The following is a 19,992-nucleotide window of genomic DNA, read 5'->3' on the forward strand; positions in this document are numbered from 1 at the left end:
GTAACCACTGACGTCATGGCAACCCGAGGCGTCATTGTAACCCGCCTTCAGCGGCATAAAACCTATATGATTATAAGGTTATTCATAAAAACGGTGCTTCGCTAATGTGGATAGTGACGACAAAACAGTACCATTCCAGCTCAATATCCCTTCTTTTAATGTGACAACTATCATCATATTGTTAGGTTCGTCACGCATAAATGTTTTTATTTGGTTAACCATTGGCTGATTTGTTTGTTTTCGATTATCATAATGCTCGAAAACGAACATTTTGATTTATTCGAGGGTGGAGGAAGAAACGTGGAAACCAAAGATCTAATCGTTATCGGCGGCGGAATTAACGGTGCAGGCATCGCCGCAGATGCGGCTGGGCGAGGGTTATCAGTCCTGTTGTTGGAAGCGCAGGATCTTGCCTGTGCCACGTCCTCCGCCAGTTCCAAGCTGATTCACGGCGGCCTGCGTTACCTTGAGCACTATGAGTTTCGTTTGGTCAGCGAAGCGCTGTCTGAGCGTGAAACGCTGCTAAAAATGGCTCCGCACATTATTTTCCCCATGCGCTTTCGTTTGCCCCATCAGCCGCACCTGCGTCCGGCCTGGATGATTCGTATCGGTCTGTTCATGTACGACAACATTGGCAAACGCGTCAGCCTGCCTGCCAGTAAAGGCCTGAAATTCGGCGCAGATTCTGTGCTTAAGCCTGAGCTGAAACAGGGCTTTGAATATTCTGACTGCTGGGTGGACGATGCGCGTCTGGTGGTGTTAAACGCGCAGGAAGTGACAAAACGTGGCGGCGAAGTCCGTACCCGCACCAAAGTCACTCGCGCTCGCCGTGAGCAAGGCGTGTGGATTGTGGATGCGGTTGATTCACTGACCGGCGAAACCTTCACCTGGCGCGCCAAAGGTCTGGTGAACGCCACGGGTCCGTGGGTGAAAGAATTCTTTGATGACGGCCTACAGCTGAAATCGCCTTACGGCATCCGTTTGATCAAAGGCAGCCACATCGTGGTGCCAAAAGTCCATAACCAGCCGCAGGCGTACATTCTGCAAAACAAAGATCACCGTATTGTGTTCGTGATCCCGTGGCAGGATGACTACTCAATCATCGGCACGACCGACGTGGAGTACAAAGGCAATCCGCACGATGTGAAGATCGATGACAACGAAGTCGCCTATCTGCTGGACGTGTATAACGACCACTTCAAACAGCAGCTTACACGTGACGATATCGTCTGGACTTACTCTGGCGTGCGTCCATTGTGTGATGACGAATCCGATTCTCCGCAGGCGATTACCCGTGACTACACGCTGTCAGTCGATGATGATAACGGTCAGGCTCCACTGCTTTCCGTATTTGGCGGCAAGCTGACGACATATCGTAAGCTGGCAGAGCACGCGCTGGATAAGCTGCACAAATACTACCCGCAAGCGGGTAAAGCCTGGACGAAAGGTGCAGTATTGCCGGGTGGCGATATTGCTGGCACGCGTGATGACTACGCCGCTGCGCTGCGTCGCCGCTTCAATCTGCCTGAATCACTGACGCGCCGTTACAGCCGCACTTACGGTTCAAACAGCGAACTGATTCTGGCAAACGTGAAAGGCCTCAGCGACCTGGGTGAAGATTTCGGCCATGACCTGTACGAAGCGGAACTGCGCTATCTGGTCGAGAAAGAATGGGCCGTTATGCTTGATGACGTCATCTGGCGCCGTACCAAACTGGGCATGCGCTTCGATGACGCCCAGAAAAAACGCATCAGCGACTGGCTGGCAAATCATTACCAGCAGATGGCGAAAGCGGGTTAATTGCTCCAGCCCTACTTCTCGATCAGGCCTCCTGATCGAGAAGCCTTCCTACTATAAATAGTAGACGTCTAACATCCGCAACATACTCTTATCGCACCCGGTTCCTCGATGAGGATTGAATCTTTTTGATTCGCTCTCTAATTTATTCCCCATGAGATTATTTCAATATTAATCAATTGGCTTGCTTAGTTTTAGTCCTTTTTTTGTGCTATTGACTCTGAAAAAATCTTGTTATCCTTTACGCGTACTTTCTTAAAAGGAATAGCGTCAAAGATGCCACATGGAACGTTTTCATTACTCTTCACACCGCTTCAACCCTGCAACCTTATTGTCTCCCACGACGTGAACACACCGACTCTCTGCTCAACCTAAATGTTTTGCGCTTTTCATACACGCTGCGTTTTTAGCCAACATGGCATCTTATCAACGTAACGCCTTATCAACATAAACGTTGGCGTGAGCAGACTCAGACCACAGCTCAGGTTTTCATTTTAATCAGGATAGCGACGTGCCGCTCCGGGAGAACCCGAGGCGTGCGGTAGCCATGGTAACGGCGAAGGAAGAAGGAGAGGACGGGTGGCAAACAGTACAGGATTACAGTTCACCGTAAAGGTCGGTGCCCTGGAAGCAGGCACTTTCGCGGTGGTGGATTTCAGGCTGGATGAAGGGCTGAACCGACCTTTCAGTCTGTCTCTGGGTCTGGCGAGCGCGTTGCAGGATGTGGATTTCGGCGCGGTGCTGGACCAGCCGTGCGAGCTGATGATTTGGTATGAAGGCGAACTGAAGCGTCGGCTCAGCGGGATTGTCAGTGGCTTCACGCAGGGCGATACCGGATTTCGGCGCACGCGCTATCAGATGGAAGTCCGTCCGGCGCTGTGGCGGCTGGGATTACGCACCAACGCCCGCATCTTTCAGGCGCAGAAGCCGGAAGCGATTATCGGGGCGTTGCTGGAAGAAGCGGGCATTACCGACTACGCCTTTGCGCTGCGTAACGAGCACGCAGTGCGCGAATATTGCGTGCAGTATCGGGAAAGCGATTTAGCCTTTATCACCCGGTTGGCTGCCGAGGAGGGAATGTACTTCTTCCACGAATACGAAGAGGGCAAACACCGGGTGGTGTTTGCCGACGATGCGGGCGCGCTGACCAAAGGCCCCGAGCTGTTCTTCAATTTGGCGACACAAGGGCTGAGCGAGGGCGAATACGTCCGGCGCTTCCACTACGCGGAGCGGGTAAGCACATCGGACGTCGAGCTGAAAGACTACAGCTTCAAAACGCCGGCTTACGGGCTGTCGCACAAGAAAATGAGCGGCGAGCTGGCGCACCAGCGCGAAAGCTATCAGCATTACGACTATCCGGGTCGCTATAAGCAAGACCCGAGCGGCAAGGCGTTCAGCGGCTACCGGCTGGATGCACTGCGTTCAGGGGCGGTGACGAGCGAAGGGGAATCCAACTGTGCAGGGCTGATGCCGGGCAACACCTTCACCCTGACGGAGCACCCGAATGCGACGCTGAACGCGGTGTGGCAGACGGTAAGCGTAACGCACGTCGGGCAACAGCCGCAGGCGCTGGAAGAGGAAAGCGGCGGCGAACCGACCACCATGAACAACAGCTTTGCGGTGGTGAAAGGCACGACGACGTGGCGCGCGGCCATGCCCTACAAACCGATGGTGGACGGCCCGCAAATTGCGACGGTGGTTGGCCCAGCAGGTGAAGAGATTTACTGCGACCAGTACGGTCGGGTAAAACTGCAATTCCCGTGGGACCGCTACGGCGCGAGTAACGACCAGAGTTCCTGCTGGGTGCGTGTCAGCCAAGGCTGGGCAGGCGGCCAGTACGGCATGATCGCGATCCCACGTATCGGCCATGAAGTGATTGTCAGCTTCCTTGAAGGCGATCCGGATCAACCGATTGTGACCGGGCGAACCTTCCACGTCACCAATCCGTCCCCCTATCCGCTGCCCGCTAACAAAACGCGCACCACGCTTCGCTCCAAGACTCACAAAGGCAAAGGATTTAACGAACTCAGCTTTGAGGATGCGACCGATAACGAAGAGATCTTCCTTCACGCCCAGAAAAATATGGCAGTGCGGGTGCTCAATTCCAAAGATGAGCGCGTGGACTATAACCGCACGACGAGCATTGGGCATGATGAAGAACTGGTGGTCGCCAACGATCGTAAAGTCACGGTGGAAGGCAATCAGGATCACAAAACCACAGGCAACCATTTATCGCTGACCGAAGGCGATCGGGGCATACAGGTTAAGGGCGATCTGACGCAGAAAATCAGCGGCGTATTCAGCGTGGACAGCAACGGCGATCTGACATTGCAGAGCGGCAGCAAATTAACACTCAGGGTCGGAGGCAGCTTTGTCGTTATCCACGCCGGCGGGGTAGACATCAAAGGACCGGCGATTAACCTGAATTCAGGCGGCAGCCCGGGCGATGTGGCACTCCCTGCCGATCCGGCGATATTGAAAGCGGCCGCTGCCGCAGGGACGATGTTTGTCGCGCACTGTCCGGCAAAGGAGAAAGAAAACCGTGAGTGAGATAACACGCTGGGCAATAGTGGATGCAGCGGTAGAGCCTGAATTATTTTCGATGCTGGAACAATTAGATCCACCCCATGCCAGTTTATACGCGGAGCCAGTACCGGAAGATATTGGGCGATTGGCACCGCACCTGGTGCAGGTAGATGACAGGGTCTTTCACTGGCTGAATCGAAGGAAAACACCTTGGGGTATCTTGTTGGAAACAACGTCTGAGATGAAAGTATTGCGGCAACACTTGCGTAAATATCTACATGTACAGATCCCCAATGAAGAAAAACCTGTATTTTTCCGTTTTTATGATCCGAGAAATATTTGGTCTTTTTGCGATGTGATGACGGAGTGGGAACTGTTCTGCTTCATGGGGCCAATCAAAAAAATCATGACCATTTATGATGGAGTGCTACGAGAAGAGACGTTTAATTCCGTTCGTGCTCAGTTTCCTCTCACAGCTAAGAGCAGGATGAAACTTCTAAAATTTAGTCAATCACAACTTGATGTTCTCAATAACTACTCCGAAGTGAGATATATTGATGAGGTTTTTTCTAAAATACTTGTTAAATATAAAGAAAAAATACATCACATTTCTCACAGCAGTAACCAAAGTGATCCTGAAAAGGATTTTTATTTCTATAAAGACTCTCAGGAAAACTCGACAACTTTCTCAGTAAAACATATTGTCAGTGAGTGTTATTATTTTTGTAAAGAGCATAACATTAATGATGACCGCTCAATTCGTGAGTTAATTCATTTGTTAATAGAAAAGGATTATTATTCATTAGAACAAGCCCCTGAATTTTGGCGGGATTCTTTGCTCCGTGAAGAATTACCTGGTTACTATCGTGTTAGTAATTTATTAAAAGATGTTCTAGATGAATATTCTGCTTGAGAGGGATAGGCATGACTGGAGCATCGTACTTATCCACGGTTGAGTGGGCGTATAAAGCGCGGTAATTTTGACGAAAGGACTTGTGTCTTTCATTCTATCATATAGGGATATGTAATGAATAAATCATCTACTATTGGCATCTTTTTAATACCCACATTTATTTGGTTATCACTATCATTTGTATATGCTTTTTTTTGTGGTGATAGGGATGTGGATACGTATTTTTTTAATAGCTGGGATTTTGCCGCATGGATTATTTTTGCAAGCTACACAATAATTTTCAGTGTTGTTTCTATCTTTTTTCGCTTAATAATGAAAAAGTATTATATCGTTACGATGATAATCATTATTTTTATATTCTCTATTACAGTCACAGATTTTGATTACATATATTCGTCTTTCTTTTTTATTATTATGTTAAGCATTCCACTCTTTGGTTCATTGACCTTACGATATCTGCGTAACAAACGGGCTCATCATCAGCGGACTGGCAATCAGGAAAATGAAAATTAATAACGAACATTAGAAAATATTAAAATAATTAGAGTTTTCATCTGTAATTTGTAGACATGGAGTCGTTAAAAAATGAAAAAAACATTATTACTTATAGGTATTTTATTCGGTATGGGTGGAACATGGCTATACCAGTGGATGAAGCCATCTTCTGACGATCCCTATTTCTTTCTAGAACCTAAACCAACCATCATTAATGATGAGTACTATTCCATAGAAAAACCTATAAAGTTACATAAAAAAGGTGAAGTGGTTGATTTTGTTTTTTGGAACGTGCCACAACCGCAGCCTAAGCTATTATATTTATTCCCAGCAAACACGCCATCACCAGAAATATCCATATTGTTAAAATATAATGAAAGTAAAAAATACAACGAGGTGGTAGATATTTTATTCGCAAGCAACAGTTCAATAAGAAATAATTCTCATTTTTTAATGGTTAGGATTTATAAAATAAATAACAATTTAACAGAGTCAATTTTTTTTGAAAAAACAATAAAATCTCTTGAGATATCATCTGGTAGCGAAAATGGGATTTCGTTCGATATAAAAGATTTAGGCCATGAGTATGGTCAATACAGGGCAGTATTTGAAGTACTATCAGACAACAATGAAATAAATCATGATGAGTTGAGATTTTACGTTCATGTTAGACAACATGGAATAAAATAAAAAGGAATTTTAATATGAATCCTGAAAATAAAACCGAAGAACTACTCGAATACATTTCAAAAAAACAGGATCTAACTGTAGAACAAAAAAAACAAGAAATTGCAAAATTTTCACACCCTGATAAAAATTCGAATTATAATGCTGGTCAAGCTTGCGCCACATGCCCGCCATCCCATGCCAGAAAAGAGTTTGTCGATGAACTTATTGACTCTTTAGAACCTAGATATACTGTTACGATTTATACAGCTTATCCAGGAACCCCATTAAACAAAGATGATGGTTCTCCTAAAATTGAAGGTGGAAAGAGAAAAATATCTTTAGCTGGTCATATGTGGTTGGAAATATCAAAACTTCCAATCAATGATATTACTTCTCCAAAGGCTTATGGATTTGCACCAAAAGAATCTGGTATTCTAGGAGCGGGTGAAGTCACTGATAAAGATACTCGTCATTATGAAACCCCATATTACAGTAGAGCATTTGAAATAGACCTAAAGCATTATGATAAGCTAAAAGAATTTGGTGATTTAGCTATGAGAAACAATCAGACTTACTTTAACCTCTATTATAACGGAGCAGCAAATAGCTGTATCGATTTCACATGGAAAGCATTATGCCACGCTGGGTTAATCCCAGAAAGTATACAGGAAAAGAAAGAAGCAGATAAATTTGACGGTGAACTTAAAGTCATTGATAACATTCCGCATATAAAATCCATCCCCGCACCGTATCCTGATAGCGAGTTAAACATAGAGAAATATAACAAGATCCCCGATAGAAAAATATTGCACCGGTTATTTTCTAAAAATGATGACGTTAAAAATAAAAATGGTGATAGTGTCGAAGTTGCCAACAGGAAACACGACAGCGCGCTCAACCATGTTTGACAACTACAGATAAGCTGAAAAAACAACGCTGAGCCTGAATGGGCAAATCGTATTTGCAACGGAAAGTACCCTACGAAAAGGAACGCAATGTGGGTAACGCAGTTAAATTAGGCGATAGCGACACGGGGCATGGGAGCCATCCACCGACACCTGTCGCAGCGGGTTCATCAACGGTTAAGGTTGATGGCTTGCCATTGGCTCGTCAGGACGATCCTCTGGTTCCTCACGGTCATAGTAGGAGCATCAGCGGTGGCTCATCCAGTGTGTTCATTGATGGCAAACCCGCGGCTCGTTCTGGGGATGGAGTAAGTTGTGGTGGCGTGTTGATTGGTGGAGGAAGCGTGAATATTGGCTGATACACTCCAAATACACGGCACTCCCCCAACCTTAGTAAACAGGCGCTCATTGAACGCCTGTTGTCTTTTTAAAAATTAACTCTCAATTGAGCAGCCATTTTCTCATCACAACCGTATCGGTTTGATATTCCAGATATCTTCTGCATATTCGCCGATGGTGCGGTCAGACGAGAAATAGCCCATGTTGGCAATATTCTGGACGGCACAGCGCGCCCATTCGTCCTTTTTCGCATACAGCTCATCCACCCGATCCTGCGTATCCACATAGCTGCGATAGTCTGCCAGTAACTGGTAGTAATCGCCAAAATTCACCAGTGAATCAAACAGATCGCTGTAGCGTCGACTATCATCAGGGCTGAAGACGCCCGTGGTGATTTGCGTCAGCACGCGGTGTAGCTCTTCGTCCTGATCGTAGTATTGCCGTGGGTTGTAACCGCTCTGGCGTAGCGCTTCGACCTGATCGGCCGTGTTGCCGAAGATAAACATATTCTCTTCGCCAATGTGTTCCAGCATTTCGACATTCGCCCCATCCAGCGTGCCGATCGTCAGCGCACCGTTCAAGGCAAACTTCATATTACTGGTCCCGGATGCTTCCGTCCCCGCCAGCGAGATCTGTTCAGAGAGATCCGCCGCCGGGATGATCAGCTGTGCCAGGCTCACGCTGTAGTTCGGGATAAAGACCACTTTCAGCCGATCGTGCAGTGTCGGATCGTTGTTGATCACCTTCGCGACGTCGTTGATCAAGTTAATAATGTGCTTCGCCATGTAATAGGCTGACGCCGCTTTGCCCGCAAAAATGACGACACGTGGCACACGCTCGACCTCGGGGTCATCCTTAATGCGGTTATAGAGTGTGATGACGTGCAACACGTTCAGCAGTTGGCGCTTGTATTCATGAATACGCTTGATCTGCACATCAAACAGCGATTCCGGGTTAACCACAATATTCAGGTTTTCCGCCATATAGTTCGCTAAACGCACTTTGTTCTTCAGCTTCACCTTGCTGATTTTCTGCACAAATGCCGGATAATCGATGTGTTGTTTCAGTTCGCTCAACTGGCTCAGATCGGTACGCCAGGTCTGCCCAATGGTGTCATCCAGAAGCTTGGAGAGCGACGGGTTGGCCAGCGCCAGCCAGCGCCGCGGCGTCACACCGTTGGTTTTATTACAGAACCGATTAGGGAAGAGGCGGGCAAAATCGGCAAACAGCGACTGCACCATCAGATCCGAATGCAGCTCCGATACGCCGTTCACCTTATGGCTGGCAACCACAGCCAGCCACGCCATCCGTATTTTACGCCCATTGTTTTCATCAATGATGGACACCCGTGCCAGCAGCTCGTTGTCATCAGGGACTTCTTTCTGGACGTACTCCAGAAAATGTTCGTTAATTTCGAAAATCAATTGCAGATGGCGCGGCAGGATTTTACCCAGCATATCAACCGGCCAGGTTTCCAGCGCTTCCTGCATCAGCGTGTGGTTGGTATAGGAGAAGACCTTCCTCACCACGGTCCACGCCTCTATCCATTTGAATTTATGCTCATCGATCAGCAAACGCATCAGCTCAGGGATAGCCAGCACCGGATGCGTATCGTTCAGGTGGATGGCGAACTTCTCCGCCAAATTGCTGTACGTTTTATGCATCATCCAGTGGCGGTTGAGAATATCCTGCACCGTGGCGGAAACCAGGAAGTATTCCTGACGTAGGCGCAGCTCGCGGCCTGAATAGGTGGAATCATCGGGATACAGCACACGCGACACGTTTTCCGAGTGGTTTTTATCTTCCACCGCCGCAAAATAGTCGCCCTGATTAAATTTACCCAGATTGATTTCGTTACTGGCCTGCGCGCCCCACAGACGCAGTGTATTGGTGGCGTCCGTATCAAAACCGGGAATGATTTGGTCGTAGGCGCACGCAATAACTTCTTCCGTTTCCAGCCAGCGCATTTTGCTGCCTTCCTGCTGGATTCGGCCACCAAAACGCACTTTGTAGCGCGTGCTGTGACGTGGGAATTCCCACGCATTACCGTATTCCAGCCAGTAGTCCGGCGATTCCGCCTGCCTGCCGTTAACAATATTCTGTTTGAACATACCGTATTCGTAGCGAATACCGTAGCCGCGCCCCGGCAGCGCCATCGTCGCCAGCGAATCCAGGAAACAGGCGGCCAGACGCCCCAAGCCGCCGTTCCCTAAGCCGGGATCGTTTTCTTCCTGTAGCAGATCGTCCAGTTCCAGCCCCATGCCATCCAGCGCGGCCTTCAGATCGTCATACAATCCCATCGCCAGCAGCGCGTTCGATAACGTCCGCCCCAGCAAAAATTCCATCGACAGGTAATAGACCTGCCGCACATCTTGCGAAAGCTGTGCCCGATTCGAACGCAGCCAGCGTTCCACCATCCGGTCACGCACGGCCAGCAGCGTGGCGTTCAGCCAGTCATGTTTATTCGCAATGGAGGGATCTTTCCCCACGCTAAACATGAGCTTGTAAGCAATGGAGTGTTTCAGCGCTTCCACACTGAGCGTTGGTGAAGTATAGATAAACGGCGAGTTCATAATATTCATTCCCAAGTGAGTGTTACCCTACCCTGTCGTTTTCAGATTGCACGCGGATGACGCGCAGCAGGAAAACTAGTGGGTATACAAGCGTTGATATAGCGCACCATAAGCCTGAGCAGAAACCTGCCAACCAAAATCCATCGCCATCGCCTGACGCTGCACATAGCGCCATAGCGTGGGTCGGGACCACAACACAAACACACGACGAATCGCGCGGGATAGCGATCCCACACTGCAATCGTTAAAGACGAACCCGCTTGCCAGCCCATCCGCCAGATTCTCCAGCGAACAGTCCGATACCGTATCCGCCAGCCCGCCGGTTCGGCGCACCAGCGGCAACGTGCCATATTTCAGGCCGTAGAGTTGCGTTAACCCGCAAGGTTCAAATCGGCTCGGCACCATGATGACATCCGCGCCGCCAATAATGCGGTGTGAGAAGGACTCGTGATAGCCAATCTGTACCCCAACCTGACCGTGATATTCCGCCGCCGCCGCCAGAAAGCCCTCCTGTAAATCGGCATCCCCTGCGCCCAGCACCACCAGTTGTCCGCCCTGTTCCAGCAGGTCCGGCACCGCGCTTAGCGCGATATCAAGCCCTTTCTGGCTGGTCAAGCGGCTGACAATAGCAAAAACCGGTGCTTTGTCGTCGACCTTCAAGCCCATCGCTGTTTGCAGATGCCGCTTGTTTGCGGCTTTGTCCGCTAAAGCATCTCGGGAGTAATGGCTGGTGAGTAGCGGGTCGTGCGCCGGATTCCAAATTGTTTCGTCTACGCCATTGAGAATGCCGGACAGCCGTCCTTCTTCTTCCCGCGTTTTCAGCAAGCCTTCCATGCCGTAGCCATAAGCCGGTAGCGTAATCTCGTGCGCGTAGGTTGGGCTCACGGTCGTAATATGGTCAGCGTAGTACAGCCCCGCCTTGAGGTAGGAAATCTGGCCGTAAAACTCCAGACCGTACACCTGAAAGAAATCACTCGGCAGGTGGAGATTCGGCATATGCCGAGCATCAAACAGCCCCTGATAAGCCAGGTTATGAACGGTAAAGACCGATTTCGCCGGACGGTTGCGCGCCGCTAGGTAAGCGCAGGTCAGCCCCGCGTGCCAGTCATGGGCATGCACAACATCAGGTCGCCAATAGTGATCCAAACCGCATGCCATTTCGCATCCCATCCACCCCAGCAGCGCAAACCGCAGGTAGTTGTCGGCATAAGCATAAAGCGCTGGGTCGTGATAAGGGCTGCCCGCGCGTTCATACAGCTCAGGTACATCAATCAAATAAATGCCGACGCCGTTAAAATGGCCGAACAGCAACGTGACATGCCCCGCGAAGGTATCCAGCTCACGCACAACCTCTAGGTTGGCGATGCCTTTTTTCAGATCGGGGAAGGCAGGCAGGATGACACGGGCATCCATCCCCGCCGCAATCTGCGCGCCGGGCAACGCACCAGCCACATCCGCCAGTCCACCGGTTTTCAATAGTGGAAATAGCTCTGAACAAACATGTAAGACCCGCATTATTACTCCCGTTTTGTTCCGATGGTGTTTACAGCTTTTCCAACATTGATCGTGTGACCAGCACGATCCCCTCTTCCGAACGGTAAAAACGGCGGCTATCCTCTTCCGCGTTTTCACCAATCACCATGCCTTCCGGCAAGTGGCAGGCGCGATCGATCACACAACGGCGTAAACGACAGGAGCGCCCCACGTTGACGTCCGGCAGGATCACCGTCGAATCGATACTGCAAAACGAATTCACCCGCACGCGCGGGAACAGCACGGAATGCGTGACCACAGAACCGGAGACGATGCAGCCCCCGGATACCAGCGAGTTCATCGTCATACCGTGACTGCCGGAACGGTCCTGAACAAATTTGGCGGGCGGCAGCGATTCAATCGCGGAACGAATCGGCCAGTGCCGATCGTACACATCCAGCTCCGGCGTCACTGACGCCAAATCGAGATTGGCACGCCAGTAGGCTTCCAGCGTGCCGACATCCCGCCAATACTGGTGTTCATCTTCGCCCGACGTGACGCACGACAGCGTAAAAGGGTGCGCCCAGGCCAGACGCTGCGAGACAATCTTCGGGATCAGATCCTGCCCAAAGTCGTGGGCAGAGTCCGTCGCGTTACGATCCGCTTCCAGTAATTGATAAAGATAGTCCGCATTAAAAACATAGATCCCCATGCTCGCGAGCGCCATATCGGGGTTATCCGGCATCGGCGTCGGGTTATCCGGCTTTTCGGCAAAATCGAGGATGCGATGCTGTTTGTCCACGCTCATGACGCCAAAGGCGCTGGCCTCTTCTATCGGCACGGGCAGGCAGGCGACGGTACATTCCGCGCCCTTCTCCACGTGATCGATCAGCATACGTGAGTAGTCCATCTTGTAGATGTGATCGCCCGCGAGGATCACCACATACTCCGCACGGTAGCGCCGAATAATGTCGAGATTCTGACAAACCGCGTCCGCCGTTCCCCGATACCAGTGATCGGTAGAATGGCGCTGCTGCGCAGGAAGCAAATCGACAAATTCGTTCATTTCCGCATTCAGAAATGACCAGCCGCGCTGAATGTGCTGCACCAGCGTATGCGACTGATATTGCGTAATCACGCCAATACGGCGGATACCGGAATTCAGGCAGTTAGAGAGCGCGAAATCAATGATGCGAAATTTGCCGCCAAAATGGACGGCGGGCTTGGCACGCAATGCCGTCAGCCCTTTCAGTCTCGTTCCACGGCCTCCGGCCAAAATTAATGCCACGGATTTCAAAGGGAGCTGTCTTGCCAACATCAGAGGGTCATGCTTGTCGTTATTCACCATGGCTATCTCCTGATTATTCTTTTAATGGCTTGCGCTTAGGCGGTCTGTTTTATCAAGACGCCTACCGCCTGCGCTTGTCCGTGCCAAATTCCACCCTCAGGCGGATTCGTCTCATCAAACGGCGGTGAAACCTGCCAGTGGCCTTCTGGCAAAATGAACGCACCGGCATGCAGGCTGGCGTTAAACAACACGAGCCAACGACCGGAAAGTAAAATCTGTAGCTGGTGCTCCCCCTGCTCCCACTGTTGCGGCGTCAAAGGCTGTCCTTCTCGGTTCAGCCACTGCACCGCGCCATCCCCTTCTTGCCACCACGTTTCCTGCTGTAATGCCGGAATCGTGCGGCGTAACTGGATCAATCCGGCGACAAATTCGCGCAGTGCGCTATTCGCGTTTTCCCAGTGTAGCCAGGTCAATTCGTTATCCTGACAGTAGGCGTTGTTGTTGCCCTGCTGGCTGTGTCCCAGTTCATCACCTGCCAGCAACATTGGCGTTCCCTGCGACAGAATCAGCGTCGTCAGCAGCGCCTTCTGGCTGGCCAGTCGGCGCTGAAGGATGTCGTCGTCCGCTTCCAGCCCTTCCGTGCCGTGGTTATTGCTGAAATTGCTGCCTGTGCCGTCGCGGTTGCCCTCGCCGTTGGCATCGTTGTGCTTGTGGTTGAAACTCACCAGATCGCGCAGCGTAAAGCCGTCATGAGCGGTCAGCTTATTGATAGAGGCGTAAGGTAGGCGGTCGCGCTGCTGGAAGATGTCGCTGGAGGCGGCAAAGCGGCGGGCAAATGCACCGAGAGAAATATCACCATGCAGCCAGAAGCGGCGCATGTCATCACGGTAGCGGTCACTCCACTCGGCAAACGGTGTCGGGAACTGGCCTAGCTGATAACCGCCATGTCCGATGTCCCACGGTTCGGCGATCAGCTTGCAGCCCTGCAAGCGGCTATCATTTTTCATGGCGGACAGCAGCGGCGCGGCCGCGGTAAAATCCGGGGTACGCCCCAGCACCGTTGCCAGATCGAAGCGGAAACCGTCAACGTGGCACACCTCACGCCAGAAGCGCAGGCAGTCCATCACCCAATCAATTACCGCCGGATGATTCAGGCGCAGCACATTGCCGCAGCCAGTCCAGTTATGGTATTCGCCGTTTTCACCCAGCCAGTAATAACTGCGGTTGTCGATGCCGCGCTGGCACAGCGTAGGTCCTTCGACGTCCAGCTCGGCGCTGTGGTTAAACACCACATCCAGAATGACCTCGATACCCGCGTGATGCAGCGCTTTCACCGCATCCCGAAATTCATTCAGCGCATCGTCACCTGCGGCCAGGCTGTTATCGACGGCAAACGGCAGCAGCACGTTATAGCCCCAGTAGTTACGCAGCCCCAACTGTTGAAGTCGGGGTTCATCGGCATGCTGCTGCACCGGGAGCAACTCCAGCGCCGTCACGCCCAACGACGTCAGATAGTCAATCATCACCGGATGGCCTAACGCCGCATAGCTACCACGAATGTCTTCAGGAATATCAGGGTGCAACTGCGTCAGCCCGCGAACGTGCGCCTCATAGATCACCGTCTGATTCCAGGGCGTTTGCGGATGCTGATCATCCTGCCAGTTGTAATCCTCAGCCGTAACGACGCACTTCGCCATGATGGCAGCACTATCGCGCTCATCGCGTTGGTCAATCCCGCCTTGCAGGCAAGCGTCATCCACCACCCAGCCATCAAGCTGACGTGCGCACGGATCCAACAGCAGCTTATGCGGATTGAAACGCAAACCCTGAGAAGGCTCGAACGGCCCATCGACCCGGAAACCGTAGCGTAGCCCCGGCTGTGCATCGGGGAGATAGCCATGCCAGATATCGCCGCTGCGTGCCGTCAGCTCAATGCGCTGTTCCTGCTGACGTTCATCAAACACACACAGCTCGACCCGCCCGGCCTCCGCCGAAAACAGAGCGAAATTCACGCCCTGTCCATCAAAACTGGCCCCCAGCGGCGTCGGCTTGCCCGTCTGCAATTCCGCCATTTACGCCTCCTTCACCAGATACAGCGTGGCAAGCGGCGGAATGGTCAGCACCAGAGAATGCTGGCGCTGGTGGCTAGCGTGCTCCTCGCTGTAAATCGTCCCGACATTGCCCAAATCGCTACCGTTGTAGTGGACAGAATCCGTGTTGATCGCTTCTCGCCAGCCGCCAGGCTGGTTGATGCCAATCCGGTATCCATAGCGCGGAACCGGCGTAAAGTTGCTGACTACCAGCACTTCATTGCCTTGTTCATCACGCCGGATAAAGGCAAAGACCGAGTTTTCCCGGTCGTCCACCACCAGCCACTCAAAGCCCTGCGGCTGAAAATCCAGCTGATACAGCGACGGCTGCTGGCGATAGTAGTGGTTGAGATCGCGCACCAGTGTCTGCACGCCACGGTGCCAGCCTTCCGGTTCATCCAACAGATGCCAGTCCAGACTGGCATCGTGGTTCCACTCACGCCCTTGCGCAAATTCGCCGCCCATAAACAGCAGCTTCTTGCCGGGATACGCCCACATAAAGCCGTAATAAGCACGTAAATTGGCAAACTTCTGCCAGACATCACCGGGCATGCGATCCAGCAGCGAGTGCTTGCCGTGCACCACTTCATCGTGAGACAGCGGCAGCACGAAGTTCTCGCTATAGGCGTACAACATGCCGAATGTCAGCAAATCGTGATGGTATTTGCGGTGAACCGGATCGAGTTGCATATAGGTCAGCGTGTCGTGCATCCAGCCCATATTCCACTTGTAGTGAAACCCTAAGCCGTTGCAGTCCGGCGGCAGCGTGACGCCCGGATAATCGGTGGACTCTTCAGCAAGCGTGATCGCCGCCGGTGCGGCATGACCCAGCATGTGGTTGGTGTAGCGCAGAAACGCGATAGCTTCGAGATTCTCTTTACCGCCATAATGGTTCGGCACCCATTCGCCTTCGCTACGGCTGTAGTCGCGGTAAATCATGGAAGCCACAGCGTCTACCCGCAGCCCGTCGATGCCATAGCGCTCCATCCAGAACAGCGCATTGCCCGCCAGATAGTTACGCACCTCATGGCGGCCATAGTTATAAATCAGCGTGTTCCAGTCCTGATGATAGCCTTCGCGCGGATCGGCGTATTCATACAGCGCGGTGCCGTCAAACTGCGCCAAACCGTATTCGTCGCCGGGAAAATGCCCCGGCACCCAGTCCAGCAGGACGTTGATGCCCGCGTCATGGAGCGCATCAACAAAGGCTCGGAACTCCGACGCCGTGCCGAAACGGCGGGTTGGCGCATACAGCCCCAGCGGTTGATAACCCCAGCTGCCATCGAACGGATGTTCGTTAATCGGCATCAGCTCAACGTGCGTGAAGCCCATGTACTGAACATAATCAATCAGTTGATTTGCCAGTTCCTGATAGCTCAGCCAGAAATTGTTATCCGTATGCCGCCGCCAGGAACCCAGGTGAACTTCATAAATGGAGATCGGTGAACGCAGCCCATTCGCCTCACGCCGGGCGTCGCTGGTCGGGACTTTCTCAGGCAGCGGTGTAATCAGCGACGCGGTATCCGGGCGCATCTGCGCTTCAAACGCATACGGATCGGCCTTCAGTCGGACGCTGCCGTGGCTGTCGATCATTTCATATTTGTAGAGCTGTCCCGCTTTCACATCGGGCAGAAACAGTTCCCAAATGCCGTTTTCCTGCCGCAGCCGCATCGGGTGACGTCGGCCATCCCAGAAGTTGAACTGCCCCACCACTGAAACACGCTGCGCATTCGGTGCCCAGACGGCAAAACGCGTGCCTTCAACACCGTCCAGCGTTTCCAGATGCGCGCCCAGACGCTCGTAAGGTCGCAGATGGGTGCCTTCAGCCAAAAGCCAAATATCCATATCCTGCAACAGCGGGCCAAAACGGTAAGGATCTTCAATTACCCAGGTTTCTTCACCCCAGGTCACGGCTAATTGATAGTGAAAAGCCTGCTTCCGGCGTGGCACCAGGCCACAAAAAAAACCGCGTTCGTCTACACGATCCAGCTCGACGATTTTTCGTCCATTGCTGGCATCCACAACCCAGACTGCCTGCGCATCTGGCAGCAGTGCCCGAACTTCAAGACCTTTGGAGGAATGATGCATACCTAACAGCGAAAACGGGTCGGCATAGTGCCCAGAAATAAGTGAATTAATCGCCTCAGAAAACGCTGACATGGTATCCATCCTCTGATTAACCATTTGAATTAAATAAATAAGTAATATAAAAAGCGCATTACGTTGCGTTTATATTCTCCCGTTACTTATTTTTAACAAAAAACCAATAAAAATAACGGGTTATTAGCTTGCTAATGAATAACGGCGACGTGTAAAAATAATGAATACTATGAAAGAGTTCTTGAACCACGCCCCCTAATTCAGCGTAGTCAAAGAACGGAGAAATATCAGAGAACTGATGAAATTTTTCCGTTTATATTTATATGAATAAGTTATGACACGGGATAATTAGCATCTTTTGTTTAAAGATCGATTCGTCCGCTAGCAAAAAGCAGTACAATTTGGCGGATTGCGTATGATGAGACCCCGTCCATGGTTAGCCAGGTTGATCTGATTCTTTCCCTTTTACAGCAGATGTGTGTGTATCTGGTTATCGCCTATTTGCTCAGTAAAACACCGCTTTTTATCCCGCTGATGCAGGTCACCATCCGCCTGCCGCACAAGCTGGTCTGCTATCTGGTTTTTTCCGTGTTTTGCATTATGGGAACCTATTTCGGCCTGCATATAGACGACTCTATTGCCAATACCCGCGCGACGGGCGCCGTGCTCGGCGGCATGCTGGGCGGCCCTTCCGTCGGTTTTCTCGTCGGATTAACGGGCGGATTACACCGTTATTCGATGGGCGGAATGACCGCACTGGCCTGTATGCTGTCGACGATTGCCGAAGGCTTGCTCGGCGGGCTGTTACACCGCTATCTGGCACGCCGCAACCGCATCGATCTGCTGTTCCAGCCCCTCGTCGTCGGCTTGACCGCGCTGGTTGCGGAGATACTGCAAATGGCGATTATCCTGCTGGTCGCCCGTCCGTTTGATAACGCCGTTGAACTGGTTCGAGATATCGCCTTACCGATGATGATCACCAACACCATCGGTGCCGCCATGTTCATGCGCATCCTGCTCGACAGGCGCGCTATTTTTGAAAAATACACCTCTGCGTTTTCCGCCAAGGCATTGCAAATCGCCGCCCGCGCCGAAGGGGCGCTGCGTCAGGGGTTTAACCCACAAAACAGTATGCGCGTTGCCCGTGTTTTGTATGAAGAGCTGGGCGTAGGTGCCGTGGCGATTACCGATCGCGACAAACTGCTGGCCTTCATCGGGCTCGGCGACGATCACCACAACGTCGGCGCGCCTATCACGTCATCGCACACGCGCCGGGCGATAGACAACAATCAGGTGGTATACGCCGACGGCAACGAAGTGTCTTATACCTGTTCGGTTTCATCACACTGCAAACTCGGTTCCACGCTGGTGATCCCACTGCGTGGTGAAGATCAGCGCGTTGTCGGCACGATCAAGCTTTATGAGCCCAAGAATAAGCTATTTTCCAGCATTAACCGTACGCTAGGGGAAGGGATTGCCCACCTGCTTTCCGCACAGATTCTGACGGGTCGCTTTGAACAGCAGAAACAGCTGCTGGCCCAGTCGGAAATCAAGCTGCTGCACGCGCAAGTCAACCCGCATTTCCTGTTTAACGCGCTGAATACGCTGTCCGCCGTGATCCGCCGCAACCCCGATCACGCTCGCCAACTGGTGCTGTCTCTGTCGACGTTCTTCCGTAAAAACCTCAAGCGCAGCAACGATGAAGTGTCACTCAATGACGAGCTGGAACACGTTAATGCCTATCTCGAAATCGAAAAAGCGCGCTTTGCCGATCACCTGACGGTAGAGATTTCGCTGCCGGAAACGCTGCGTGAGGCGCGATTACCCGCATTTTCCCTGCAACCGATTGTCGAAAATGCGATTAAGCACGGTATCTCACAGATGATTGAAAGCGGACACATCCACATCAGCGGACGCCTGCACGCCAACACGCTGGAGCTGTCAGTGGAAGATAACGCTGGCACCTATCAGCCCCGCAGCGGCGGCGATGGGCTAGGCATGAATCTGGTCGACCGCCGTATCAAAGCACGCTACGGCAACCGCTATGGCATCACGGTGGTCAGCGAAGCGGATAAATTCACTCGGGTAGAAGTACGCGTCCCGCTAATCTCACCGCGTCAAGTACTGGAAAAGCTGGATAGCGTGGCATGATGGGGTTAGATAAAAGCGTGGCGGGTTGGTGACGTCAGACTGAATCATCACAATTGTGAAAAACACGTATTGTGCAGTCGATCACGTACGCTTAATAGAGGGGGGACGACTCTTAATCTGACGGGTTTACTAAAGCCGGATGGATCTTTGATTGATACATATCAGGACGAGTAATCGCCCAAACATAGTTTTCTTTGTTAACCGGAGAATATCCTGCTTTTTCATAGAGCCATGGTGCAGTTGATGTCAGTAACATAATACGCCGCAACCGCTTAAGCACTGGGTGGTCAAGGCAGCATTCCATTAACCAGCTTCCCAATTTTTGCTGCTGATATTCTTCCAGTACATAAACATCACAGAGATAACCGAAAGTCGCAAAATCCGTCACTACACGTGCTAACCCAATCTGCTTACTTTCAGTGAATAACCCGAAATTAAGGCTGTTAGCAAGGGATTCCTGAACGGTATCAATATCAATGCCCGTTGCCCAGCTTGAACGCGTTAAATAGCAATGTATGGCATCAATATCCAGTAGATCGTTATTCGTTGTTACAACGAATTTCTGATTTCTCCAGGTCAATGCCTGCGGTATCTCCTCTTCACTGTCGGTATTCATTCATTTCTATTTCCGATATAACGTGAGTATGAAACTGACGCAACACCAACCGATGTT

The 19,992-nt window shown here is 51.3% G+C and carries 13 protein-coding genes; 7 read left to right on the plus strand and 6 right to left on the minus strand.

What is annotated here, in order from left to right:
* The first annotated feature begins 300 nt into the window (after window positions 1–300).
* The 6 genes from glpD (at window position 301) to EIP93_RS20685 (ending at window position 7,664) form a co-directional block, all read left to right on the plus strand.
* The gene (gene glpD / locus EIP93_RS20655) at window positions 301–1,800 is read left to right on the plus strand and encodes a glycerol-3-phosphate dehydrogenase (RefSeq protein WP_109225912.1); all 1,500 of its coding nucleotides are present in this window, start codon (window positions 301–303) and stop codon (window positions 1,798–1,800) included.
* A 576-nt stretch (window positions 1,801–2,376) separates the two neighbouring features.
* Window positions 2,377–4,347 carry a type VI secretion system Vgr family protein gene (locus tag EIP93_RS20660; protein ID WP_125233203.1) on the plus strand — a complete coding sequence of 657 codons (1,971 nt, stop codon included), beginning with the start codon at window positions 2,377–2,379 and terminating at the stop codon, window positions 4,345–4,347.
* Window positions 4,340–5,236: a DUF4123 domain-containing protein gene (locus tag EIP93_RS20665; RefSeq protein WP_103160903.1), complete on the plus strand. Its 897-nt coding sequence runs from the start codon at window positions 4,340–4,342 to the stop codon at window positions 5,234–5,236. The genes EIP93_RS20660 and EIP93_RS20665 overlap by 8 nt, the downstream gene beginning before the upstream one ends.
* Window positions 5,237–5,821: 585 nt before the next feature.
* Window positions 5,822–6,421 carry a DUF5625 family protein gene (locus tag EIP93_RS20675; protein ID WP_125233205.1) on the plus strand — a complete coding sequence of 200 codons (600 nt, stop codon included), beginning with the start codon at window positions 5,822–5,824 and terminating at the stop codon, window positions 6,419–6,421.
* Window positions 6,422–6,435: 14 nt separating this feature from the next.
* Window positions 6,436–7,308, plus strand: a complete 873-nt coding sequence (locus EIP93_RS20680) for a hypothetical protein (RefSeq protein WP_125233206.1) — start codon at window positions 6,436–6,438, stop codon at window positions 7,306–7,308.
* Window positions 7,309–7,397: 89 nt separating this feature from the next.
* Window positions 7,398–7,664 (plus strand): type VI secretion system PAAR protein, encoded by a 267-nt coding sequence (locus EIP93_RS20685; protein ID WP_103160906.1) that lies wholly within the window; start codon window positions 7,398–7,400, stop codon window positions 7,662–7,664.
* Between the two features lie 105 nt (window positions 7,665–7,769).
* Here EIP93_RS20685 and glgP read toward each other — a convergent pair whose 3' ends face one another.
* The 5 genes from glgP to glgB all read right to left on the minus strand — a co-directional run bounded on the left by glgP (window position 7,770) and on the right by glgB (window position 17,228).
* Window positions 7,770–10,217, minus strand: coding sequence for a glycogen phosphorylase (gene glgP, locus EIP93_RS20690; RefSeq protein WP_103971736.1), 2,448 nt, complete (start codon window positions 10,215–10,217; stop codon window positions 7,770–7,772).
* Between the two features lie 75 nt (window positions 10,218–10,292).
* Window positions 10,293–11,732, minus strand: a complete 1,440-nt coding sequence (gene glgA / locus EIP93_RS20695; protein WP_125233207.1) for a glycogen synthase GlgA — start codon at window positions 11,730–11,732, stop codon at window positions 10,293–10,295.
* Window positions 11,733–11,760: 28 nt separating this feature from the next.
* Entirely contained in the window at window positions 11,761–13,038 is a 1,278-nt protein-coding gene (gene glgC / locus EIP93_RS20700; protein WP_039498123.1) for a glucose-1-phosphate adenylyltransferase, read from the minus strand.
* Window positions 13,039–13,073: 35 nt separating this feature from the next.
* Window positions 13,074–15,050 carry a glycogen debranching protein GlgX gene (glgX, locus tag EIP93_RS20705; protein ID WP_103971689.1) on the minus strand — a complete coding sequence of 659 codons (1,977 nt, stop codon included), beginning with the start codon at window positions 15,048–15,050 and terminating at the stop codon, window positions 13,074–13,076.
* Window positions 15,051–17,228 carry a 1,4-alpha-glucan branching enzyme gene (glgB, locus tag EIP93_RS20710; protein WP_125233208.1) on the minus strand — a complete coding sequence of 726 codons (2,178 nt, stop codon included), beginning with the start codon at window positions 17,226–17,228 and terminating at the stop codon, window positions 15,051–15,053.
* 372 nt (window positions 17,229–17,600) lie between these two features.
* Between glgB and EIP93_RS20715 the strand changes: the two genes are divergently transcribed.
* The gene (locus tag EIP93_RS20715) at window positions 17,601–19,319 is read left to right on the plus strand and encodes a sensor histidine kinase (RefSeq protein WP_125233209.1); all 1,719 of its coding nucleotides are present in this window, start codon (window positions 17,601–17,603) and stop codon (window positions 19,317–19,319) included.
* Window positions 19,320–19,431: 112 nt separating this feature from the next.
* Here EIP93_RS20715 and EIP93_RS20720 read toward each other — a convergent pair whose 3' ends face one another.
* Window positions 19,432–19,935: a GNAT family N-acetyltransferase gene (locus EIP93_RS20720; protein WP_109225914.1), complete on the minus strand. Its 504-nt coding sequence runs from the start codon at window positions 19,933–19,935 to the stop codon at window positions 19,432–19,434.
* Between the last annotated feature and the right edge of the window lie 57 nt (window positions 19,936–19,992).

It is taken from the genome of Pectobacterium versatile, from assembly GCF_003932035.1.
Classification (GTDB): Bacteria; Pseudomonadota; Gammaproteobacteria; order Enterobacterales; family Enterobacteriaceae; genus Pectobacterium; species Pectobacterium versatile.